Origin of the sequence: Chryseobacterium sp. JM1 (assembly GCF_000737715.1) — a bacterium.
In the GTDB taxonomy this organism is placed as follows: Bacteria; Bacteroidota; Bacteroidia; order Flavobacteriales; family Weeksellaceae; genus Chryseobacterium.
On the sequence record NZ_JPRN01000002.1, the window covers coordinates 259,209 to 283,983 of the forward strand.

Below are 24,775 nucleotides of genomic sequence, written 5' to 3' on the forward strand. Positions count from 1 at the left end.
TCTCCTCCTTCATTCTTAAATATCAACCTCAGCATCAATATTTTAGTCAACTTCAAAATTGGTATAAGATTTAGTTTTAATTTTGTTGCGTTATGAAAATTCTGATCATTGAAGATAACAAAGATTTAGCCCAAAGCATGTCGTGCTATCTGGAGCGGGAGCATTATATCTGCGAATGCGTGTACCAGTATCACGAAGCACTGGAACGGCTGAGCTTTAACTCTTATGACTGTATACTCCTGGACATTATGCTTCCGGATGGTAATGGTCTGCAGCTGCTGAATCACCTCAAAAAAGAAAAGATCAACAGCGGAGTCCTGATTATTTCAGCTAAAGATGCCTTAGATGACAAAATCCACGGACTGGAAAAAGGAGCTGATGACTATATCACAAAACCTTTTCACCTTCCTGAGCTCCATGCCAGATTGAGAGCCGTATTCCGCAGAAAAAAAATGGATGGCTATAATGAAGTAAGGTTCAATGAGATTATTTTAAATACAGACACTTACGAAGTTTCTGTGGGTGAAGCAAGACTGGAAGTCACCCAAAAAGAATTTGAGTTGCTCCTTTATTTTCTGGTCAACAAAAACCGGGTACTATCCAAGCAATCCATCGCCAATCATCTTTGGGGCGATTATACCGATAATTTAGCTAATTTTGACTTTGTTTATCAGCACGTTAAAAACCTCAGAAAAAAGATAGGAACGGCAAAGGGCAACGACTATATCGAAACCATTTATGGCCTGGGATATAAGTTCAATGCATTAAAGTATAAGGGTTCATGAATCTATTAAATAAAATATCGCTCTGGTTCATTGCTATTGTCTTATTGGTTACGCCAGTGAGCATGTATATTTCCTACAACAGCACAAAAAAAAGACTGGACAATGTAGAAATTGAGCGTTTAAAATCAGTAAATCAACATGTCACCTACCAATTAAGAGTAGGTGAAACGCCCGAAAAAAAAACACAGGGACTTCCCATTTCCGTTACCTTATTAAAAGGAAATACACTTCCTTCCAAAAATCCTGAGGTTATCCACACCTGTCTTAAAAACAATGGATTTTCACTGAATGAATGTAAAATCCGGATCAATACTTATATGGCGCTTGATCAGAAAGTATACAGAATTTCCTCTTATACTTATGTGACGGCAACGGAAGAAATCATAGGTGGCATGCTGAATGCACTCTTCTTTAAAATGATTCTGATCACCGCATTGGTCCTGATCACGGCGAGAATTCTATCCAAATTTATCCTCAAACCATTTCATCACGCAATAGACGGACTGCAACAGTTCAGCATTCAAAAGAAAGAACGCCTTCAACTGATTCCTACCAGCACCAAAGAATTCAAAAAGCTGAATGAATTTCTCCAGAATATGACAGACAAGGCGCTTGAAGATTATGCCTCAGTCAAAGAGTTCAGTGAAAATGCCTCACATGAAGTGCAGACGCCGCTGGCCGTTATTCAGAGCAAAATAGAGCTGCTCGCGGAAACTGACATCAACGGAACACAGGCTGCCCTTCTCAACGATATTCAGAATTCCATTGATAAACTGAGCCGAATCAACCGTTCACTCATGCTTTTAACCAAACTTAATAATCACGAATTTTCAGCGCATCAAAAGGTTAAGTTCTGCACTGTTGAAAAGGAAACCCTCTTTACGTACTCGGATCATCTGGCATTGAAAAGCATTACCCTGAACCGCCAGTGCGAGAAAGGAGTGTATGTAAAAATACATCCCGCGCTTACAGAAATTCTCCTCAGCAACCTTTTATCCAATGCGATCCGCCATAATCTTGAAGAAGGCAGAATAGAAGTCAATCTTACCCGTCATTTCTATCAGATCAGCAATACCGGTCAGGAACCGGACGTCCCTACGCAGGAGCTTTTCAAACGTTTCAAAAAAAGCAATCAGTCACAGGACAGCATCGGACTCGGACTGTCCATTGTAAAACAAATTTGCGAGGTGAATGAATTCCCTGTTTATTATGATTTTTCAAAAGGATGGCATACCATTACCGTGTATTTTGACAAAGACCACCATCACCAGCCGTTTGTTCCGGAGCAGAATCCGGAAACCCTTGACTCTGCGTTCGAAAACGTAGAACAGATTATGAATTCTCCGGTTTAAAATTTATCCATTTTTCATTCAAACTTCAAGATTGCTACAAATTGTATTTTTTACTTTGACCAAAGAAAAAATATATAACCGATGCTTTCAAGAGCTTTTATTGCAGCAGTATTTTCTGTAGTATTTTACAGTACCGCTCATGCGCAGGAAGTCCTTTCCCTGCAGTCCGCACTGGAAACTGCCGTCCACAATTACGGATCCATTAAGGCCAAAGAATCTTACAGACTTTCTTCTCAGGAATCTGTAGAATTGGCCAGGCGACAGAGTTTACCCAATCTTAATTTCAGTATTCAGCAGGATTTCGGAACTGTAAACGGACAGAACGGTCCGCTGTACGGATTCGGAGGATATGGAACAGCGTCTTCCGGACTTCCTCTACCCGAACAAAACTGGAATGCCGCTTTCGGATCTCTCTATCTGGCGAATGCAAACTGGGAATTTTTCTCGTTCGGAAAAGCCAAACAGAGGATAAAAGTAGCAGAATCCAAAACACAACGCGACACCAGAGACCTTTCCGATGAGGTTTTCCAGCATAAAGTAAAAGTAGCCGCAGCCTACATCAATGTACTCGCGGCTAAAGAACTAAAACTTTCGTACGAAAAAAACCTCAACAGAACAGATACCATCAGAAGAATCGTTGAGGTCAAAGAAAGAAACGGTCTCGTCCCCGGCGTAGACCTTTCTCTGGCAAAAGCGGATTACGCCAATGCGATGATCACTTATACCAAAGCAAAAGACAATGAGCAGGAACAGGAAAATAAACTGGCTCAGCTTATGGGAATTCCATCTCAGGAATTTGTTCTGGATAATACGTTACTTCAACGGATTCCTACAGATTTACCTTCAGGGGCAGAGATTTCAATTGAAAATCATCCGCTTCTCACCCTATACAAAAGCCGGATAGAAGTCAGTGAGCAGGAGAAGCAATTGCTCAAAACCCAGTATTACCCGTCTTTTTCAATGGTTGGCATTATACAGACGCGGGCTTCAGGATTTGGTAACGGCTATGCGCAGAATCAAAATGATTTCACCACGTCTTACTGGGATGGAATTAATCCCACACGAACCAACTATCTGATCGGTGTCGGAATTTCCTGGAATCTTACCCAGACTTTCAGGCTTTCAAAAGAAATCAGTGCTCAGGATTACACCAGCCAGGGACTGAAACACGAATACGATCTCGCCGAACAACAGCTTAAAGCTCAAATGGACCTGTCAGAAACCAAATGGAAAAACTCACTGACTGTTTATGATCAGGTTCCGGTTCAGTTAAAATCTGCCAATGATGCCTACATCCAAAGATCTGTTCTGTACAAAAACGGACTTACAGATCTGGTTGATTTATCCCAGGCCATTTACGCTTTGATCAGAGCAGAAACCGACCGGGATATTGCGGTAAGCAACGTCTGGAATGCCTTACTGCTGAAAGCTGCCGCCTCCGGAGATTTCTCCGTATTTGAAAGCAAACTGTAAAATACCTATAAACGATATCAATATTATATAAATGAACTTAATAAGATTTGCATTAAGAAAACCCATTACGATCCTGGTGATTGTAGCAGGACTGTTTTTCTTCGGACTGCGTTCTGTAGATTCTGTCAAGGTCGACATTTTCCCTAAACTGGAACTGCCTGTCATCTACGTTTCTCACCCTTTCAGTGGCTATACTCCACAGCAGATGGAAGCCTTTTTTGCCAAGCAGTATATCAATATTTTCCTTTTCGTCAACGGGATTAAAAGCATTGAGACTAAAAATATTCAGGGTCTTACGCTGATGAAGATCAACTTTTATCCGGGAACCGATATGGCTCAGGCCGCCGCAGAGTTGAATTCATTCTCTACCAGAATTCAGGCTGCCTTTCCGCCGGGATCCAACCCGCCGTTTATCATCCGTTTTGATGCCTCTACCCTTCCGGTGGGCCAACTGGTTTTAAGCAGTGACAAAAGAACCAACAATGAATTGCTGGATTTAGCCAACGTGTATGTGCGTTCTACATTCACTTCTATTCCGGGTATTGTTTCTTCACCGCCATTCGGAGGAAATATCCGCACGGTAGTGATTAATGCAAATCCGGATCTTCTCCGCCAGCATAATCTGACACCGGATCAATTGGTGGAAGCTCTTCGTCTCAATAACCAGACAGCTCCGTCAGGAAACGTTCGTATCGGGGATAAATATTACATTACTCCAACCAATACAATGATTAAGAATGTAAAAGATTTTGAGAATATTCCTTTATTCAAAGGGGGTGTGCAGAATCTTTATTTAAGAGACGTGGCAACTGTGAGCGATGGCGCAGATGTTACTTCCGGCTATGCATTGGTAAACGGCCGTCGTTCTGTCTATTTGAGTATCGCTAAAAGTGCTGATGCTTCTACCTGGGATGTGGTTCAGAATCTAAAAAAACAGCTTCCACAGATCCAGTCTAACCTTCCGGATGATGTAAAAGTTAGTTTTGAATTTGATCAGTCTACGTATGTAATTAATTCCGTTAAAAGTTTACTTAGTGAAGGAACGATCGGCGCCCTCCTCACAGGATTAATGGTGATCCTCTTTCTTGGAGATATCCGGGGAGCGATTATTGTGATCCTTACCATCCCTATTTCCATTATTTCAGCGGTCTTATTTCTCAACCTTTTTGGTCAGACTATTAATATCATGACGTTGAGCGGACTTGCCTTGGCGATCGGAATTCTCGTGGATGAAAGTACCGTAACCATAGAAAACATACATCAGCATTTTGATATGGGAAAGCCAAAAGCTCTGGCCATATGGGATGCTTGTAAAGAAATAGCATTCCCAAAACTACTGATCCTGTTCTGTATTCTGGCCGTTTTTGCGCCGGCGTTTACGATGAGTGGTATTCCGGGATCTCTTTTCCTTCCATTAGCATTATCCATTGGATTCAGTATGATTATTTCTTATTTCCTTGCTCAGACCTTTGTTCCCGTTATGGCCAACTGGATTATGAAAGTGAAACATCATAAGGCAAAAGACGGACATACCATGACCGAAGCAGAAGAGTTTCAGGCCGCCGGTTTAAGCAATGAAAATGACACCTGGAGCCAGAAAGAAATCCTCCTGCAGCAGGAAGACAGCAACAGAGACGGGAAAGTCAGTTTGTTTGAAAAAGTAAGATTCCGATACCTGAAATTTCTGGATAGGATTATGCCGTACCGGAAAACGGTTGTGCTAGGTTATATGATTTTAAGTATAGGATTGGTCGCTCTGCTTCTTAATAGTATAGGAAGAGATGTTCTTCCTCAGGTCAACGGATCTCAATTCCAGTTACGAATGCGAATTCCCGACGGGACAAGGATTGAGAAAACCGAGTTACAAGCATTACAATTACTGAAAGGAATCGAAAGCATTGTGGGAAAAGACAATATTTCCATTACCTCAGCGTATGTAGGAAACCACCCAAACCTGTTTTCAGTAAGTCCTATTTATCTTTGGATGGCCGGATCTCATGAAACGGTAGTTCAGGTTGCGTTAAAAGAAGGCTTCCATACCAATATGGATGACCTTAAAGATAAGATCAGAGAAAAAGCGAAAAGCATTAATCCTGAAATGAAACTTTCATTTGAACCTATTGAACTGACTGAGAAAATCCTCAGCCAGGGTTCTCCTACCCCGATTGAAGTCAGACTTTCTGGTAGAGATAAAGGAGTTAATGAAGCTTACGCTAAGAAAATAGAAGCCGAGCTTAAAAAAATTCCATATCTGCGTGATGTTCAAATCGGCCAGTCTATCAAATATCCTACCGTAGATATTACCATAGACCGGATCCGTGCTGCTCAACTAGGGGTAGATGTTTCAGAAATTTCACGCTCACTGGTGGCTTCCACTTCTTCTTCAAGATATACCGAAAAAAATATTTGGACCGATGAAAAGGCAGGATACAGCTATAACGTACAGGTTCAGATTCCGGAAAATAAAATGAACAGCAAAGCGGAAATCGCCGCTATTCCATTGCAGAAAAACTCCAACAGACCGAATCTGGGTGATGTAGCCACCATTAAAGATGGATTCACCTATGGAGAAACAGATAACCTGGGAGCAATGCCGATGCTGACTGTCACTGCAAACCTGAATCATACAGACCTTGGGACTGCTACGAAAGACGTACAGAAAGTAATTGACCATCTTGATGACCTACCAAGAGGACTGAATATTAAACTTATCGGATTGAGTGAAACGCTTAACGAAACCCTGAGCAGTTTGCAAAGCAGCCTTGTGATTGCCATTATGGTCATCTTTCTGATGCTGGCCGCCAATTTCCAATCGTTTAAAGTGTCCGGAGTGGTTCTGGTAACTGTACCAGCCGTACTGCTTGGAGCGTTGGCCTTGTTAATTGTAAGTGGATCTACTCTTAATCTTCAGTCTTATATGGGAATCATCATGTCTGTGGGCGTTTCCATTTCCAATGCGGTCCTGTTGATTACGAATGCCGAACAGCTTAGAAAACATAATGGTGATGCTTTACTTTCTGCCAGAGAAGCTGCTGCATTAAGGCTAAGACCTATTGTGATGACTGCCTTAGCCATGGTCGTAGGAATGGTTCCGATGGCTTTAGGGCTGGGAGAAGCCGGAGATCAGGTTTCCCCGCTGGGACGCGCCGTGATTGGCGGACTGGCAGCTTCCACCTTTGCAGCTCTGTTTATTCTTCCGCTTGCTTTTGCATGGGGACAGGGTAAAACAACCACTCAAAGTGTTTCCCTGGATCCTGAAGATGAAGAAAGTATTCATTTTATCCCTGAACTGACAAAATAGATTGATCAACCGCTACTAAACCTTAACATTATGAACTCATTTTCTAAATATTTAATTTCCGCAATTCTGTTTTTAAGCCTCCAAAGCTGCGGGCACAGTGACAAACCCGAGCAAAAAAAGACGGCTGCTTCAGCAACTCCGGAAATTGAAGCCATTAATCCCAAACAGGGAGATTTTGCATCTTCCAGAACCATTCCCGGTGAACTTCAGCCTTACCAGAAGGTTGACGTTTATGCTAAAATAAGCAGCTTTGTGAAAAAACTGTATGTAGATGTCGGTAATGAAGTGAAAGCGGGACAACTTCTCGCGACTCTGGAAGCTCCGGAACTTAATGCCCAGCAAAGTGCCGCCGCCTCTGCTTTAAAATCTAAAGAAGCGATTTATATTGCCAGTAAAGCCAAGTACGACCGTTTAAAAGAAACCAGTAAAACTCCGGGAACGATTTCTGCCCTCGATCTGGAACAGGCTCTGGCAGCCCAAAGATCAGACATCGCCCAGCTGGAATCCGCAAAAGCTTCTTACAGAGAGGTGATAGATGTTAAAAATTATCTTCAGATCAGAGCGCCTTTCAGTGGGAATATTGCGGTGAGAAATGTAAGTGCAGGAGCTTATGTAGGCCCTTCAGGAAAAGGATCTGAACTTCCGATGTTCAATCTGGTACAGCAGGACAGGCTGCGTCTGATCGTCAATGTTCCTGAATTTTATACAGGCAGCCTTAATAAAGAAGGTGACATCAAATTCTCTGTACAGTCTCTTCCGGGCGAAACCTTTACCGCAAAGATATCCAGATCGGCAGGTGCTCTTGACAGCCGTTTACGCTCACAATCTGTAGAGATGGATGTGTACAATAAAGATAAAAGACTGCTTCCGGGAATGGTGGCTAATGTGATCCTTCCTTTAAGCGAAAATAATAAGACATTATCTGTTCCTACGTCTGCGGTTTTAAATTCCTCTTTAGGTGTCTTTGTGATCCGGGTTGAAAAAAATACAGCTCAATGGGTTCCGGTAACATCAGGAATTTCAAATGGTGACACGACTACCATCATAGGTTCTGTCACTCCGGATGATATAATTGTTAAAAGTGCCTCAGAGGAGATCAGAGACGGGCAAGGCATCAAAATTAAGCTTTTAAAATAAGCTCTTTTTGGTAAAGAATATTTGATCGGCTTTTCTCCCTGAATTTTACAAAAGCTGCATATTTAAAGGAAAGTAGAATTATTTTGTTAAAGAATCATAATAAAAAAAACCGCAGACCCACCAAAAACAGGCGGTTGCGGTTTGTTTTTCTTTAACATACTTAAATAATATGTTAAAATGTGTTAAATAAAGAACCTGACAATAATCATATCAGGGCTCTTTTGCTCGGAATCTCTACTTTTGTAATGCTTTGTGAAAATAAATATTCCTTTTAACACGGATAATCAAATATATATGAAGAAAAGAGTTTTGTTTTATTTAGTTGCTTTAGTGTCTACAGTATCAGTTCAATCTTGCGCTACAAATTATGTAGTTTCACAGCCAGCAACTTACGCTAAAGAATACAAAACAGATGCCAAACTAGCTTCTATCGATAACAAGAAAATGGAGCAGGATAAGCAAAGGCTTATTGATTCTTTTCTAGCCGAAAAGGCCGCATCTATCGCCAACGCGAAAAAAGCCATTAAGAATTCTGAGATTGCAAAAGCAGTCAAATACAATAAAACGATCGATAATATCCTAACAGAAGCTGAAACATACCTTGGAACTCCATACAGATACGGAGGAATGACCAGAAGGGGTATTGATTGTTCAGCTTTCGTTCTTTCTGTATTCGGAGCAGCAGCGGGGCTTAGCTTACCAAGAGTAGCAGCTTCTCAGGCTCAGGAAGGGGAAAGTATTGAAAAAGGAGACCTTCAGAAAGGGGACTTAATCTTCTTTTCACACGGAAGAAGAATTTCTCACGTAGGTATCGTAGAAAGTGTAACTGAAGAAGGAGAAATCAAATTCATCCACGCAGCCACTTCTAAAGGGGTAATGATCTCATCGCTGAATGATTCTTACTGGGGACCAAAATTCAGGTTTGCCAAAAGAGTGATCAACGAGAACGGAGATGCTTATAACAACTTAGCTTCTTCTACTCCATCCACAGCGACAAGTTTTTAATATTAAATAATTGATTTAAATAATGAAGCCATCAGATATCTGATGGCTTTTTTATTTTGGAGCAAATGATCTTTGAATGTTTTTTACTACCCCGTCTTTTTGCTTTGCAAAAATCCACCCCTTCAGAGAATGGGAATGATGGTGGACGGGAAATGAATTTTCGGGGTATCTACAAAGGGTTATTTAATTTTCCAGATGAGGGTCTGTATGAAGAATAGGTTTTGGCTAAAGTCTTTATTGTAATCCTCTGACGGGTTAAAACCCGTCGCTATTGAATAATTTGAGGATAGGCTTCAGAATAGGTGAACCCATGGAATGACTCTTTTTCTCAACATAACCGATGCAAATAAATACAGAAGGCGGGCTAAAGCCCGCCTCCATTGAATTTTTAATTATATAAGCCATAGGAGGTTTTTACGACCTTCATTCTCTAACTTCTAATCTCTAGCTTCTAGCTTCTAATCCCTATCGATTTCAATATCCAGTTTATAAAGAAGTCCGTGTACTTCGGAAAGTGAAAATTTCGCTTTTTTAAGCCTGTTTACGGCAGGATCTATGGAATAATTGAAGGAGGTTCTGAAATCTGCTTTTTCAAGGTTTGTACGATCGAATATGGCGCCGGACAAATCACAGTTTTTAAATACTGAATTGGACAGGTCACATTCAGCAAAATCGGTTTCTATTAATTTGGAATTTATGAATAGGGTCTTTTTAACTGAAGTATTATAAAACACAGCATTGTTGAGAGCGCATCCATCAAAAGTAAATGAAAGTCCAAAGCCATTGCAGTCATTGAACTGGAGCCCAAACATTTTGCATTCTTTGAAAGTAACGGTACGGAAAGCTGTTTTAACCAGTTTGGCCATACTCAGATTACAACCGATGAACTCACAGTCTGTGAAACTGAAATCTGAAAGATCTGCGTATTCAAAACCGTAGTTCCTGAAGGTACAGTTTTCGTATTCGCCAGTTGATAAGGGTTGATCTGCAAAATTGATGTTTTGGAAATCCTGATCTGAGATATATGCCTGTTTCATTTTGGTATTAATTCATAAGTAATCCTTATTAGCCTTTCGCACTAATTATAAAGATTTTGAGAAAGAATAAAGCTTACACCAAGCTGTTCTTATCCGAATAATTAAGTTTAAAGAAAATAAAAGTCATCATAGAAAAGGCAAGCAGTGAGCTTCCTCCATAACTGAAATAAGGGAGCGGAATACCCACGGTCGGGAAAAGCCCCATAACCATTCCTAAATTGATGGTAAAGTGCATCATGAGGATGGAAGCAAAGCAATACCCGAATACACGGTTAAAGGCTGATTTCTGCTGTTCCGCGAGATAGTAGATTCTTCCAATGTACACCATGTAACATAAGACCAGAACGGCACTTCCTACAAAGCCCCATTCCTCGCCTACTGTACAGAAAATATAATCGGTTTCCTGTTCCGGAACGAATTTCCCCTGGGTTACAGATCCTTCACGGTATCCTTTTCCTAAAAGCCCACCGGATCCGATGGCTGTTTTTGAATATAATAAGTTGTACCCGGAGGTATCTCTAAATGCTTTTTCTCCTTTATAAAGAACCTCAATTCTTTCTCTCTGGTGCTTTGGTAGTTTTTCTAAAATGTATGGCGATCCGAAAGCCAGTCCGCATAGTAATATAATTGACCCGGCAATTCCTGAAATAGAGATCACATCCCAGGACATTCTATGATAATTCATAGCAATCAGAACTCCGGCAATGATAACCACGGCCAATGCCACATATAAAGGAGGGACAGCAAGAGAAATCAAAAAGACTCCTGCAAATATAAATCCTACCCCAAACAAAAGACCGTTCAGTCCTTCTCTGTATAAAGCGATAAAGAATGCAATAAATACAAGCATGGAACCTACATCGGGAATCATCAGAACCACTGCTGCGGGAATTCCGATAATGGCTAAAACAGTCCAGAGTGATTTTTTAACCTTTAGATTAAAATCCGGCCCGGAAACATAGTTCGCCAACATAAGTGCTGTTCCTATTTTTGCAAATTCAACAGGCTGCATGGTAAAGCTTCCGAATTTGTACCAGTTTTTCTGACCCAGGATTTCTTTACCGAAAGGAAAAAGTCCTATCAAAAGTAAGACTCCTCCGATATAGATAATACCTGACATATTCTCGAAGAACTTACTTCTTCCCACGAATATAATTAACCCGACGAATAAAGAAATACAGAAGAATACCAACTGTTTTTCTCCTAATTTCTGGTCAACACTGTAGATATTGGCAATGGCAAAAATGCAAAGCAGGAAATACAGCCCCAGTCCTAGTTTATCTATTCCTTCTGCCCACTTCATTGCTTTACTTTTTTAGCGTTGTTTTTTGTTTCTTCGTCTATTTTCTTCTGCAGTTTTATTTTCTGCTCCTTGATAAAATTCAGACTGTCCTGTTTTCTTTTCAGCTTAACAGAATCTGCTTTAGGATCTTTGTATAAACCTTTACGCTTCAGATCCGCTACCCATTGTCTTTTGTACTCAGGCATAAAGGTGGCACCGGTCATCTTCTTGTAAAGGTTTTCTCTCTTCAGATCTCCCGTAATATATTTTTCAGCGATCACCGTACAGGCTGGACCTGCCCATGTGGCACCAAATCCGGCATGTTCCATTACTGCCGCCACCACAATTCTTGGCTTGTCTGCAGGAGCAATTAAAACGAAAATCGAGTTATCTTTTCCCTGAGGTACCTGTGCCGTACCTGTTTTGGCCAGCTGAGTGAAGTCGTTGGATTTCAAACTTCTTGCGGTACCTCTTAATACTACGGCCTCCATCCCTTTCAGTACAGGTTCGAAGTGTTTTGGGTCTACAAGGGTCTGATGTTTTGTTTTAAATCTTTTATCCGGATTAGGTTTTCCGTCAATAGATTTAACGATATGAGGAGTGTAGAACCAGCCTTTATTGGCAATGGCCGCGACATAATTGGCTAACTGAAGAGGTGTCACCAAGACATCTCCCTGTCCCATTCCGTTAAAAATAGAACCATTCATGGTATAGTCACCCGTCCAGTCTTTTTTACCGCTTCTCTTTTCGTAAAACTTCCCGGTAGGAATTCTTCCCGGTGAACCAACGGCAATATCATTGTTCAGATATTCTCCTACCCCAAAGCTGCTCATGATCTTTTTCCACTCATCCACTCCTCTGGAAGGATCTTTCGGATATTTATTCATGATCGCAATAAAGGCATGCGAGAAATAACAGTTACTGGACACCTGAATAGAAGGAATCAAAGGATCTGCGCCTCCGTGACCTTTAATTCTCAAACCTCTGTAGAAAAATCCGCCGCCACATGGGAAAACGGTATTTTCATCCATTACACCCATCTGCATTCCTGCCAGAGCAGTCAGCAATTTGAAGGTAGATCCCGGAGGATAAGCCGCCTGAACAGATCGGTCAAACGTAGGTTTATTTTCGTATAATGTATCTTTCGATAATGCGTAAAGATTTTTTGATTTATAAGGACCTGTAAATAAATTCGGATCAATATCCGGGCCGGTCGCCATAGTCAGAATCTCTCCGTTATTAGGATCAATGGCTACAATAGCTCCGTGTTTTCCCACCAGCATTTCTTCTGCCATTCTCTGAAGATCGTAATCAATGGTCAGCGTGATATCTTTTCCGGTAATAACGTCTTTATCTAAGGTTCCGTTTTTGTAAGAACCAATATTTCGAAGTTTAATATCTTTCTGGATATACTTCATCCCTTTTACGCCGCGAAGTTCTTTTTCGTAAGATTTCTCAACCCCGGTTTTTCCGATAAAATCTCCCGGAAGATAATAAACTGAGTCTTTCTTGATTTCTCTTTCATTCACTTCACTGGTGTATCCCAAAAGGTTTCCGGAAGTTCCCACTTCATACTGACGCTGAGGTCTGGACACAATACTGAATGCAGGATATTTGAAAATAATCTCCTGTACTCTGGCAATATCTTCTCTGCTGAGGTCCTTCAGAAAGGTCATCGGGGTCAGCTTGGAATAATATTTTTCTTTTTTGATGATGTCGATTCTTTTGATAAAATCGGGTTTGCTGATCTGCATCAGATTACAGAATCCCAATGTATCAAAATCAGGCTTCATGAGTGCCTGTGTAAAGGATATTTCGTAAGCAGGCTGATTTCCTACCAGGATCTTTCCGTTTCTGTCGAAAACGACACCCCTTTGTGGAATGACGTATTCAATTTTAATGGAAGTGTTAGCCGCATTTAAGGCATAACGGTCTGTAAACATCTGCAAATATGCAAGCCTCGCCACAAAAATAAGAGCGATTACGACTAAGGCAGAAAAGATTTTTAAATAACGTGTGTTCAAACTTTTTGTTTGATTTTAAATATTAATGCGTAAACAACGATAAATATAAAGGAAATTATACTTGTGATCACTACATTAAGTAATATTTCAAAAAAACGGCTAAATTTAAAAAATTCTATATACTGCACTAAAAGCTGATGCAGGAAGATACTCGAGAACAGAAACAGCAAAAACTGCGCCCACTGGAGGGACTGAAAAGAGAAAAAGTCTGTGGAAGTATCTGTGGAAGTTCTGAAGATCAACGTTCTGAAATACGCGATCAACGTGGTTGCAAATGCATTGATTCCCCATGAATAGAGGAATGCATCTACAGAAAGTCCTATTAAAAAGCTTAAAGCTAAAAACTGATATTTATTTCTGAAGAAAGGATAAAACATGACGAAAACCGGATAAAGAACCGGTGTGTACTTTCCGAAAATAGTGATCCTGTTGAGTACAAAAATCTGTAATGCAACCAGGAAGATCATGATCAATATATCGGTAAATAAAGTCCTGCTAATCATTTTCTTTTTTTATTACGGTCTGCAATGTATCCTGAATTCTCTGTACTTCGGCTTTCTTAAGATTTTTCACAACGAATACTTTACTCAAAGCACCCATTTTTTCACTCAGCTCCACTGAGATATCCCAGAAACCTGTTTTATTGTCTACAGAATATCCTGCGATGGTTCCGATCATGACGCCTTTAGGAAAAATAGCAGATTTACCGTCTGTAACAACAGTATCTCCCACTTTTAAGGCTACATATTTAGGAATATCAGCAAGGTGCATTACTCTGGAATTATCACCATTCCACGTTAAAGTTCCAAAATATCCGGAATTTTTCAACGATGCGTTGATTCTGATTTTATTAACACTAAGAACAGACTGTACCAAAGCGTAGCTGTCTGTAGAATTGATAACGATCCCCGCAATTCCTTTAGGAGCCATAACGCCCATTTGAGGAAAAACACCGTCTCTGCGGCCACGGTTGATCGTAAAATAGTTGTTTCTTCTGTTGATGCTGTTAAACACGATTTCACCGTCTACAAAAGTATAGATCTGCCCACCGCCTAACGTATCATGTACTTTTTTGAATACAGGATTCTTGGCTCCCTCTTTTCCATAAAGCTGGAGCATCAGAGATTTATTCTGAGCTACAAGATCTTCATTGATCTGTTTCAGTTTCAGATATGAAACCCCTTCATCTATATACCCCGAAATCCATGAATTCAGCGCAGCCGACTGGCCAGCTACCCATGATTTCTGCATGGCGTTTTTAGAGAATATAAGAACCAGAGCAACAATCTGCAGGAATATAAAGAAGACAAAAAGAGCGTTCTTCGAAAATAGTCTCAGCAAAAATCCCATTCAGATGTATTGTCGTAAAAAGTTAAAATTATTTAATTAAGAAATTGAATTTATCCATATTCTTAAGGGCAATACCGGTTCCGCGAACAACAGCTCTCAACGGATCTTCTGCTACAAATACAGGAAGACCAGTCTTTTTGTGCAATCTGTCTGCAAGACCTCTTAATAAAGCACCTCCTCCAGCAAGATAGATACCTGTTTTATAAATATCAGCAGCCAGTTCCGGTGGCGTAAGAGAAAGCGTTTCCATTACCGCATCCTCAATTCTGATAATGGATTTGTCTAATGCACGCGCAATTTCTTTGTAGCCTACCATAATTTCTTTCGGCTTCCCTGTAATAAGGTCTCTACCCTGTACCGGGATATCTTCAATGTCTACATCAAGATCTTCCACTGCAGAACCTACTTCAATTTTGATTCTTTCAGCCGTTCTCTCTCCGATGTAAAGGTTATGGTGAGTTCTTAAGTAATAAGCGATATCGTTGGTAAATACGTCACCTGCAATTTTCACAGATTTGTCACATACGATACCTCCTAAAGCTACCACTGCAATTTCCGTAGTACCACCACCTATGTCGATGATCATATTTCCTTCAGGTTTCTGTACGTCTATACCCACCCCTATTGCCGCAGCCATTGGTTCGTAAATCAGTCTTACTTCTTTAGCGTTTACTTTCTGAGCAGAATCTCTTACCGCTCTTTTTTCAACTTCAGTAATGCCAGAAGGGATACAGATCACGATTCTCAGTGCCGGCTGTATGAATCTACCTTTAATTCCAGGAATTTTTTTGATAAATTCTTTGATCATGTGTTCAGAAGCGTGGAAATCTGCAATCACCCCATCTTTCAACGGACGGATGGTCTTGATATCCTCGTGAGTTTTACCCTGCATATGCTTGGCCTGCTCGCCGACCGCAATGGGCCTACCCGTAGAACGTTCAATTGCAACAATTGACGGCTGATCTATAACAATTTTATTATTATGGATGATAAGGGTATTGGCAGTACCAAGGTCTATCGCAATTTCTTGCGTAAACATATCGAATAAACTCATATTTTTCTTCTGATTTTAAGTTTACAAAGATATAAATTTAACACTACTAAAGAAATTTAACCTGCATATAATTTGGTTAAAATTTTATTAAAATTTATAATCTTATATTAACTTTTGCTTTAATCATTTACGGAGTCTGATTTAAACTAAAATTAATGGCAATGGGGCCTGAACACGTAAGGTACGAATCTTTGAGTCAAATACAAAGAAATCTCTCTCTTAAAAAATGATAAAATACTGATTATAAATTATTTTCCAACCAGCCACACCATCATCCAACTTCAATCTACCTTCTTTCAACATCTGTTTCACTCCTTCCCCACCATAGTTTTTCACGATAATTATCATATACATTATCAGAGGTTGATTAATTAAAAAAACCGTAAATTTGCCGTGCTTATGTTACAGTATTCCAACATCCATCAAACATCGAATTTTGCTGTACTTTCCATCAGCTACGAGAAGGCTGATGTAGAAACGAGAGGGAAATTTGCATTCTTTGATGACAACATCAAAAACTTTGTCACCCGGATCCATAACGTGGATTTAGGGGATGCATTTGTGGTTTCCACATGTAACAGAACCGAAATCTATACCACTTCACCGAATTATCTTCTGGTTGCAGAGGAATATTGCAAAACCATCGGGGTACATCTTACGGATTTCCTTCAGTTTGCGAATATTCTGACCAAAGAAGAGGCACTGATCCACCTGTTCAGAGTAGCTGCAGGACTGGAAAGCCAGATTATCGGGGATTTTGAGATCATCGGACAGATCAAAAAAGCATACAGCCGCTTTAAAAAAGAAAGACAGAATTCAAATCCTTACCTGGAAAGAGCAATCAACGCCGCAATCCAGATTTCGAAAAGAATTAAAAACGAAACCGGAATTTCCAACGGAGCCGCTTCTGTGTCTTACGCTGCTGTACATTATATCTTAAACAGCCAGAAAAAAATAACGGAGAAGAACATTCTTCTTTTGGGTGTAGGTGAAATCGGGCAGAATACGGTTGAAAATCTGGTGAAGCACGTTTACCAGCCTAAAATTAAAATCGCGAACAGAACTCAGGAGAAAGCTGAAAAAATTTCCGAGAAATATAATATTCCTCATGTTGATTATTCTGATTTTGACAAGGAAATAAAAAATACAGACATCCTGATTGTTGCCACCGGAGCCAAACATCCCATCATCAACAAGTCTCACTTCCCGAACGGAAAGGAAACACTCGTGATCGACCTTTCCATTCCGCATAACGTTGAAAAGAATGTTACCGAGAACGAAAACGTAACGCTGATTGATGTGGATGAACTTTCAAAACAGATCCAGGAAACGATTCAGCAGCGGGAAAAAGAGATCCCGAAAGCTGAAAAAATCATCAAAGAACTGATGAAAGAGTTTCTGGAATGGGAAAAAAAGAGAAAGCTGGCACCCAATATTCACCATTTCAAAGCGGTTCTAAAGAATATGGAACGCAATGAAATGCATCAATTTTACAGAAAAAATAAATACATAAACATCACGGACATGGAGCTTTCTGACAAAATGATCCAGAAAATCACCAACCGTTTTGCAAAATTTATCATCGACAATCCTTTAAAAGCCGAAGAAATTAGTAAATTAATGCACGAAATATTAGTTGAACAACCAAACAACGAATTCAATGAAAAGCATTAGAATCGGAACAAGAAATTCCGCACTTGCACTTTGGCAGGCAAGAGAGGTTGCGAGGCACCTTCAAAACCGTAATTATTTAACGGAAATCGTTCCTATCGTATCTTCGGGCGATAAGAATTTAAATCAACCGCTTTATTCTTTAGGAATCACCGGGGTTTTCACAAGAGACCTTGATGTGGCTTTACTGAATGACGAGATTGACATCGCTGTACACTCTTTAAAAGACGTCCCTACGCAGCTTCCTCAAAACATTGAGATCATTGCTTATCTGGAAAGAGATTTCCCGCAGGACGTACTGATCAGAAAAGAATCTTCAAGAAATAAAGAATTCCACGAACTGAAACTGGCGACCAGCAGTCTGAGAAGAAGAGCATTCTGGCTGAAGAATTATCCTCATGCTGAATTTTCAGACATCCGTGGAAATATCCAGACCCGCCTTCAGAAACTGGAGGACGGAGATTTTGATGCTACGATTTTATCTCTGGCAGGAATTAAAAGAATGAAAATGGACATCGATTATGAGATGCTTCCGCTAATGATCCCGGCAGCTTCCCAGGGAGTAATCGCCGTGGCAGGACATTCTGACAAACCGGAAATCAACGAAATCCTGAGCCAGATCAACCATAAGAAAACCCAGATCTGTGTAGAAATCGAAAGAAACTTCCTGAGCACACTGGAAGGCGGATGTACCGCTCCAATCGGCGCTTATGCAGAGATCATCGAAAACCAGGTTCGTTTCAAAGCGGCTTTATGTTCTCTTGATGGTAAAAACTGCATCGCTACCGACGAAAACTTCGAGTACAACGAAACTGAGAATTTTGGAGAAAAATTCGCTAAGATCGTTCTTGAAAACGGAGGAAAAGAGCTGATGACTGAAATCAAGAATTCCTATTAAAACCTATTTACATTTTTTTTAACATTAAGGCATTTAGACTATTCAGTTTAAAGAAGGTTTAAGAATATCTTTGATATTTAAGCATGACAGCAATCATAACACTGTCATAATGATGATAAAATTCTTAAGTGCGGAACTATGAAAAAGTATCTGTTTTTATTGGCATTCACCTGTTGCACGTGTATGGCAAGTGCACAGAATAAATTTGCACTTCAGCTATCCGATTCCGCTTTGGGATTGGTCGATAAAACGGTTACCTATGATCCCACTTACTTTGTCCTTAAATATCCTAATGGAGATGTACCAGCAGATAAAGGTGTCTGCACAGATGTCGTGATAAGAGCTTACAGAAAAATGGGGATCGATCTTCAAAAGGAAGTGCATGAAGATATGGCGAAAAATTTCTCAAAATATCCTAAAATCTGGGGCTTAAAAAAGCCTGACACGAATATTGATCACCGCAGGGTTCCGAATCTTGCTGTGTTCTTTTCTAAATTCGGGACAGCAAAATCTATTGAAACCAATCCTGCATTATATGTTCCGGGAGATATTGTTACATGGCTTCTACCGGGAAATTTAACACACATCGGAATTGTTGTCAATAAAAAATCTGCCGACGGAAAAAGGTTTCTGATTGTGCATAATATAGGAGGCGGACAGGTTGTGGAAGATGTCCTTTTTAAATATACCATTACAGGACATTATCAATACCAGAAATAAGTACCATTGTATGAAAAACCTTATTTATGCTTTCTTTGTATTGATCGCGTGCTATACGAAAGCGCAGACCGGTGAATTTAAAATCATCAATAAACCTATTGATTATTCTCCTGAAAGAGTAAAACTAAGCCTTGAGTATCTTAAAAGTCATTATAACATCACTCAGAATTCGCCCGTCATCTCGCCCAAAATCATTGTTCTTCACTATACCGCAGGCGGAACTGTAGAAACGAATTACAAATATTTCAACAAGACTCATCTGGAATCTGCCCGAAATGTTTTAAAAAAACAAAGCACATTGAATGTTTCCTCCCAGTATATTGTAGACAGAGACGGTACGATTTATCAGCTTATGGAGCCTAATATGTTTGCAAGACATACCATCGGACTTAATTACTGCGCCATCGGTATTGAAAACATAGGAAGCAAAAAACAGCCGCTGACAGAAAAGCAGGTTTTGGCGAACGCACAATTAATTAAGCACTTAACTAAAAAATACAATATAGAATATCTGATAGGTCATTCAGAATATGGTATCTTTAGAGGATCTAAACTCTGGAAAGAAACCGACCCGAATTATTTCACTGCAAAAGAAGATCCGGGTAATGATTTTATGAAGAAAGTACGATTGCTTGTTGATGATTTACATTTAAAAGATAAACCCTAATGAACATTCTATTCACCAAAACCATAGATGCCACATTGCTGTCCAAAGAATTAGGATCGGATATTTCGGCTGAATGTATTGAGGTGATCAGAACAGAACCTATAAGAATTTCCGCATTCGATTTAAAGAACCATTCACTGATCTTTACCAGTGTAAATGGCGTGAGGTCTTTCTTCACCAATCAGTTTAAACCTAACGAAGATTTTACCGCAAAAAATTATAACAAAATATATTGTGTCGGTGAAAAAACGAAACGTGAACTTAGAAAATACGGTTTCGGGACTTTCAAGGTTCTGAAAAATGCAGAAACACTTTCGAGATTTATCATCGGAAACTGCCAGCACGAACAGTTCCTTCACTTCTGTGGCAATCTGGCCATCGATGTTCTGGATAAAGATCTTCCGCTGCAGAATATCCGCTACAAAAAGATCACGGTTTACAACACTGAAGAACTCCATCCTTTGGTACCTGAAAAATATCATGCTACAGTTTTTTTTAGTCCAAGCGGAGTTCGTAGTTTTGCAAAACTCAACTCTTTAGAAGGAATGAAGATTTTTTCCATTGGTGAAACCACGTCCAATGAACTGCGAAAGCACACCACAGCGGAAATCTTCACCTCGGAAGAAAATAATCTGGCTTCTATCTTTGAGCTGATAAAAAAAGAACTTTGAAGCAGCCGCAAGTTTGGCTGGTAAAAATAATAAGTGCCGGGAACGGACATATTAGTTTAAATAAATTATGATTAAAAACGACTTATATTTAAAAGCACTCCGCGGAGAAACGGTAGAAAGACCACCGGTATGGATGATGAGACAGGCCGGAAGATATCTACCTGAATTCATAGCTCTTAGGGATAAATATGACTTCTTTACAAGATGTCAGACGCCTGAGCTGGCTTCTGAGATTACTGTACAGCCTATCCGTAGGTTTCCTTTGGATGCAGCCATCCTGTTTTCTGACATTTTAGTGGTTCCTCAAGCCATGGGAATTGATTTTAAAATGAAAGAAAATGTAGGTCCGTGGCTGGACAATCCGATCAGAACAATGGAACAGGTTCAGAATGTGATTGTTCCTGATGTGGATGATACTTTAGGATACGTTTTTGATGCCATTGAACTTACCTTAATTAAATTAGACAACGAAATTCCGTTGATCGGTTTCGCGGGTTCTCCATGGACGATCCTATGTTACTGTATTGAAGGGAAAGGAAGTAAAGCTTTTGATATTGCAAAATCATTCTGTTTCCAGCAGCCTGAAGCGGCTCATTTACTGCTTCAGAAGATCACGGATACTACGATCGCCTATTTAAAAAGAAAAGTGGAAAAAGGAGTTTCTGCAGTACAGGTTTTTGATTCATGGGGTGGAATGCTTTCTCCTACAGATTATCAGGAATTCTCATGGCAGTACATCAACCAGATCGTTGAAGCTTTAAGCCCTCTTACCCATGTGGTGGTATTCGGGAAAGGATGCTGGTTTGCGCTGGAAGATATGACGATGTCTAAAGCATCTGCTTTGGGTGTGGACTGGACCATTACTCCTGAATTCGCAAGAACATTAACGAATCATACCATGACGCTTCAGGGGAATTTTGACCCTGCAAGATTACATTCTACACCGGAAACCATCAAGAAGATGGTGACTGAAATGATCAACCGTTTCGGAAAAGACAGATATATCGCGAATCTTGGTCATGGAATCTTACCTAATATTCCTGTGGAAAATGCAGAGGCGTTCATCAGAGCAGTTGTGGACTGGAAACCGAATAACTAATAATTAAATGACATTAAACCTCATAGGTTTTTGAAACCTATGAGGTTTAGACAGAAATATGATTAAGTAATTAATCAAAAAACAAAATCCCTTTCAATTGTTTTGAAAGGGATTTTTTATAAGAAAAAACTGAGTCATTAATTCACTTCGGTAATAAAATCTTCTTTAGATTTTCTCACTTTCGTAAGATTCACCAACCAGTCTGATTCAGAGTTTCTGTAACCGATAGGCAGAAGCAGGACACTCTTTAAGCCTTTTTCTTTTAAGTTTAAAATTTCATCTACCGCGTCAGGAGAAAAACCTTCCATTGGTGTAGAATCTACTTCTTCAAACGCTGCTGCGATAATGGCTGCACCGAATGAAATATAAGCCTGTTTTGCGGCATGCGTAAAGTTTTCTTCAGCAGATCTCTGAGGATAAGTTCCCAACAGCATCTGTCTGTAGTTTTCCCAGCCTTCGTTTTCAAAACCCCTGATTTTGTTGGTCAGATCAAACATTGCATTGATTCTTTCTTCCGTATAATTATCCCATGCTGCAAACACCAAAAGATGCGAACAGTCTGTGATCTGCGGCTGATTCCATGCATGAGGCTTGATCTGCTCCTTCACCTCCTGATTCGTGATCACAATGATCTCAAAAGGTTGAAGTCCGCTGGATGTAGGTGCCAGTCTTGCGGCTTCTAATATTTTATCCACTTTTTCCTGTGGTACTTTCTGACCGTTCATTGCTTTGGTAGCAAATCTCCAGTTCAATTTTTCTATTAATTCCATTACGTTAAATTTAGACCAGACAAAATTACTTCAAGAAGCAAGACGCTGGTACACAAAAATTGCTATTTAAGCAATTGGCAGAATCTATAGAACTAAGAATGGAAGGTCGGAGAGGGAAGCTGGAAGTTACTAGTGAATTAAAATTTACAGAAAGGTTTATTCTTTTCTAATCTTTTTATTTATGATTTCCCTTTTGTTATTGATCTGAATGAGATAGTTTCCTTTTGGCAGATCGGAGAGATCGTATTTTTCATACTTTCCAGTGAAGCTTTTGACCTTTCTGCCAGAAATATCAAGTATGGTGACCTCAGCATCAGATTTCATTAGATCCGATTGAATATACAAATCATCTTTTACCGGATTTGGATAGACCTGCATTGCATCTGCAAGAGCAACTTCGGAAGTTCCCAACACTCCTGCTGTAATGGCAACATCATCCACTACCACTCCAAATGAATAATCTCCTGCATCATCATATACAAATCTCATCTGAAAGTTGGCATTGGCATACGGAGTCAAATTGATACTGGTTGCTACACTATACCCTGTAATAATGTAAGTCAGGGTATTTAAGTCAATCGTCCAGGTTCCTGATTCTCCCGAAGCTGTAAATACCTGTATCCATGAAGTGCCATTAAAAACTTCAACCTTTAACGTCGTATTAAGGGTATAAATCTTATTAGCATATTTAAATGAAAGTCTGGGGTTTGAAACGCCGGAAAGATTGATAACAGGAGATACTAATCTCGCATTGCTGTTGACCCCGCTGGGCCCCGCATCATCATCATCAAAAAAAGCGGCCCCGTTGGGAAATGAAGCAAAACCACTCGTTGTCCCTACGCCCCAATTGTATACTGTATTTGGGTTATTTGTTGTCCATCCCGGAGGCAATCCCACTCCGTTAAAGTTCTCAGAAAATACCTGTGCATGATAAAATCCACAGGCGATCAGAAAAAAGAGTATTTGTTTTTTCATGATATATTAATTATTAGTTTCAATAAAATTACTAATTAATATTCATCACAAAATAAACATTTAACATAATATTTTACCGTTAAACGCTGTATTAAATTAAAAAAAGCAGTTGATTAACTGCTTTTTATGTTTTTTATCCCAACATTTTCTGAGCTTTTTTGACACCTTCCACAAGCTTGTCAACTTCATCAAAAGTATTGTAAACGGCAAAACTCGCTCTTACGGTTCCTGCTATATTGAAGAAGTCCATGATCGGCTGTGTACAGTGATGTCCGGTTCTTACAGCGATACCCATTTTATCCAGGATCATTCCTACATCGGAAGAAATACCTGTTCCTTCTAAATTAAAGGAAACCACGCCTACTCTTTTGGCTTTTTCTCCGTAGATTTTTATATTTTCCAGTTCTAATAACTGTCTCTGAGCATATTCAAGCAAAGCATTTTCATGATTCTGAATATTCTGTCTTCCGATTTTTTCAATAAAATCTACGGCAGCACCCAGTGCAATATTCCCTCCTACATTCGGGGTTCCGGCTTCGTATTTAAAAGGAAGTCCTGCGTAAGTAGTTCCATCGAAAGAGCAGGTTGCGATCATCTCTCCTCCTCCATGGAAAGGCGGAAGTTCCTCCAGAAGCTCCTGTTTTCCGTAAAGAATACCGGTTCCCATCGGTGCATACATTTTATGACCTGAAAACACAAAGAAATCACAGTCCATTTTCTGTACATCGATCTCGAAGTGAGGAGCAGACTGCGCCCCGTCGATCACAATATAAGCATCTGAATTCTTTCTTGTTTTTGCGATGATTTCTTCAATAGGATTTACAATTCCCAAAGCATTGGAAACCTGGTTTACAGCCACCACTTTGGTTTTTTCGCTTAAAAACTCATCCAGGTAGTTCAGTTGAAGGATACCATTTTCATCTATTGGGATCACTCTCAGTTTTGCTCCGGTTCTTTCGCAAAGCAGCTGCCATGGAACGATGTTGGAGTGATGTTCCAGATAGGAAATAATGATCTCGTCGTCTTTTTTAAGCTTCTGTGTTAAAATATAGGCGATGAGGTTCAGACCTTCTGTAGTTCCTTTTGTAAAAATAACTTCAAAATCATGCTTGGCATTGATGAACTTCTGGATTTTCCTTCTGGAAAGCTCCATTTCTTCAGTAGCCAGCTGACTTAATGTATGGATTCCTCTGTGAACATTGGCATTAAGCTGCGTATAATATTCATTCCATATCTTCAAAACAGAATCAGGTTTCTGAGATGTTGCTGCATTATCTAAGTAAACCAAAGGCTTACCATTCACTTCGCGGTTTAATATCGTAAACTGACTTCTTATTTCTTGAATGTCAAACATTTATTAAAATTTTAAATTAGATGGCTCTTATTTAGAACACTTCAAATTTACGGCTTTTTTTCTGAAAGGAAGTATCGGATGAGCGGGTGATACTTGTCAGGTGATAGAAAGATTCGATGGATAAGATCGCAAAGAAGGTTTATTTCTTTT

General features: G+C 39.8%; 21 protein-coding genes. 12 read left to right on the top strand and 9 right to left on the bottom strand.

The genetic code is table 11. The features are described from left to right. The first annotated feature begins 92 nt into the window (after positions 1-92). The 6 genes from IW22_RS03370 to IW22_RS03395 all read left to right on the top strand — a co-directional run bounded on the left by IW22_RS03370 (position 93) and on the right by IW22_RS03395 (position 9,053). Entirely contained in the window at positions 93-785 is a 693-nt protein-coding gene (locus IW22_RS03370) for a response regulator transcription factor (RefSeq protein ID WP_034724141.1), read from the top strand. Continuing rightward, on the top strand, positions 782-2,137 hold the full coding sequence (locus IW22_RS03375) for a sensor histidine kinase (protein WP_081873881.1): 1,356 nt from the start codon (positions 782-784) through the stop codon (positions 2,135-2,137). The genes IW22_RS03370 and IW22_RS03375 overlap by 4 nt, the downstream gene beginning before the upstream one ends. Before the next feature lie 81 nt (positions 2,138-2,218). Next, entirely contained in the window at positions 2,219-3,610 is a 1,392-nt protein-coding gene (locus IW22_RS03380; RefSeq protein ID WP_034724143.1) for a TolC family protein, read from the top strand. Positions 3,611-3,641: 31 nt separating this feature from the next. Then, positions 3,642-6,911: an efflux RND transporter permease subunit gene (locus IW22_RS03385; RefSeq protein ID WP_034724144.1), complete on the top strand. Its 3,270-nt coding sequence runs from the start codon at positions 3,642-3,644 to the stop codon at positions 6,909-6,911. Positions 6,912-6,941: 30 nt separating this feature from the next. Beyond that, complete coding sequence (locus IW22_RS03390) at positions 6,942-8,048, top strand: efflux RND transporter periplasmic adaptor subunit (protein ID WP_034724146.1); 1,107 nt, start codon at positions 6,942-6,944, stop codon at positions 8,046-8,048. A 294-nt stretch (positions 8,049-8,342) separates the two neighbouring features. Beyond that, positions 8,343-9,053, top strand: coding sequence for a C40 family peptidase (locus IW22_RS03395; protein ID WP_034724147.1), 711 nt, complete (start codon positions 8,343-8,345; stop codon positions 9,051-9,053). Positions 9,054-9,511: 458 nt separating this feature from the next. Here the strand turns inward: IW22_RS03395 and IW22_RS03400 are convergent, their stop codons facing one another. The 6 genes from IW22_RS03400 to IW22_RS03425 form a co-directional block, all read right to left on the bottom strand. Beyond that, positions 9,512-10,090 carry a pentapeptide repeat-containing protein gene (locus tag IW22_RS03400; protein ID WP_034724148.1) on the bottom strand — a complete coding sequence of 193 codons (579 nt, stop codon included), beginning with the start codon at positions 10,088-10,090 and terminating at the stop codon, positions 9,512-9,514. 73 nt (positions 10,091-10,163) lie between these two features. After that, the gene (gene rodA / locus IW22_RS03405) at positions 10,164-11,393 is read right to left on the bottom strand and encodes a rod shape-determining protein RodA (protein WP_034724149.1); all 1,230 of its coding nucleotides are present in this window, start codon (positions 11,391-11,393) and stop codon (positions 10,164-10,166) included. Beyond that, complete coding sequence (locus tag IW22_RS03410; protein WP_034724151.1) at positions 11,390-13,396, bottom strand: penicillin-binding transpeptidase domain-containing protein; 2,007 nt, start codon at positions 13,394-13,396, stop codon at positions 11,390-11,392. The genes rodA and IW22_RS03410 overlap by 4 nt, the downstream gene beginning before the upstream one ends. Continuing rightward, positions 13,393-13,899 (bottom strand): hypothetical protein, encoded by a 507-nt coding sequence (locus tag IW22_RS03415; protein WP_034724152.1) that lies wholly within the window; start codon positions 13,897-13,899, stop codon positions 13,393-13,395. Before IW22_RS03415 ends, IW22_RS03410 begins: the two co-directional genes overlap by 4 nt. Continuing rightward, positions 13,892-14,746 (bottom strand): rod shape-determining protein MreC, encoded by an 855-nt coding sequence (gene mreC, locus IW22_RS03420; protein ID WP_034724154.1) that lies wholly within the window; start codon positions 14,744-14,746, stop codon positions 13,892-13,894. The genes IW22_RS03415 and mreC overlap by 8 nt, the downstream gene beginning before the upstream one ends. A gap of 28 nt (positions 14,747-14,774) precedes the next feature. Next, a complete protein-coding gene (locus tag IW22_RS03425; protein ID WP_034700899.1) occupies positions 14,775-15,800 on the bottom strand; it encodes a rod shape-determining protein in 1,026 nt (341 codons plus the stop codon). Between the two features lie 399 nt (positions 15,801-16,199). On the opposite strand from IW22_RS03425, the gene hemA reads away from it, so the two are divergent. From hemA to hemE, 6 genes are all read left to right on the top strand, one after another. Next, entirely contained in the window at positions 16,200-17,474 is a 1,275-nt protein-coding gene (gene hemA / locus IW22_RS03430; protein ID WP_034724156.1) for a glutamyl-tRNA reductase, read from the top strand. Beyond that, entirely contained in the window at positions 17,461-18,369 is a 909-nt protein-coding gene (gene hemC, locus IW22_RS03435) for a hydroxymethylbilane synthase (protein WP_034724158.1), read from the top strand. The genes hemA and hemC overlap by 14 nt, the downstream gene beginning before the upstream one ends. Positions 18,370-18,507: 138 nt before the next feature. Then, positions 18,508-19,089 (top strand): DUF1287 domain-containing protein, encoded by a 582-nt coding sequence (locus IW22_RS03440; RefSeq protein WP_034724160.1) that lies wholly within the window; start codon positions 18,508-18,510, stop codon positions 19,087-19,089. Between the two features lie 10 nt (positions 19,090-19,099). Further along, on the top strand, positions 19,100-19,756 hold the full coding sequence (locus IW22_RS03445; protein ID WP_034724162.1) for an N-acetylmuramoyl-L-alanine amidase: 657 nt from the start codon (positions 19,100-19,102) through the stop codon (positions 19,754-19,756). Further along, positions 19,756-20,427, top strand: a complete 672-nt coding sequence (locus IW22_RS03450) for a uroporphyrinogen-III synthase (protein WP_034724164.1) — start codon at positions 19,756-19,758, stop codon at positions 20,425-20,427. The genes IW22_RS03445 and IW22_RS03450 overlap by 1 nt, the downstream gene beginning before the upstream one ends. A 67-nt stretch (positions 20,428-20,494) precedes the next feature. Further along, a complete protein-coding gene (gene hemE / locus IW22_RS03455; protein ID WP_034724166.1) occupies positions 20,495-21,526 on the top strand; it encodes a uroporphyrinogen decarboxylase in 1,032 nt (343 codons plus the stop codon). Between the two features lie 137 nt (positions 21,527-21,663). Here the strand turns inward: hemE and IW22_RS03460 are convergent, their stop codons facing one another. From IW22_RS03460 to IW22_RS03470, 3 genes are all read right to left on the bottom strand, one after another. Next, a complete protein-coding gene (locus tag IW22_RS03460) occupies positions 21,664-22,296 on the bottom strand; it encodes an NAD(P)H-dependent oxidoreductase (RefSeq protein WP_034724167.1) in 633 nt (210 codons plus the stop codon). A 156-nt stretch (positions 22,297-22,452) separates the two neighbouring features. Next, complete coding sequence (locus IW22_RS03465) at positions 22,453-23,271, bottom strand: T9SS-dependent choice-of-anchor J family protein (protein WP_034724168.1); 819 nt, start codon at positions 23,269-23,271, stop codon at positions 22,453-22,455. A 133-nt stretch (positions 23,272-23,404) separates the two neighbouring features. Continuing rightward, positions 23,405-24,625: a cysteine desulfurase gene (locus IW22_RS03470; protein WP_034724169.1), complete on the bottom strand. Its 1,221-nt coding sequence runs from the start codon at positions 24,623-24,625 to the stop codon at positions 23,405-23,407. Positions 24,626-24,775: the final 150 nt, after the last annotated feature.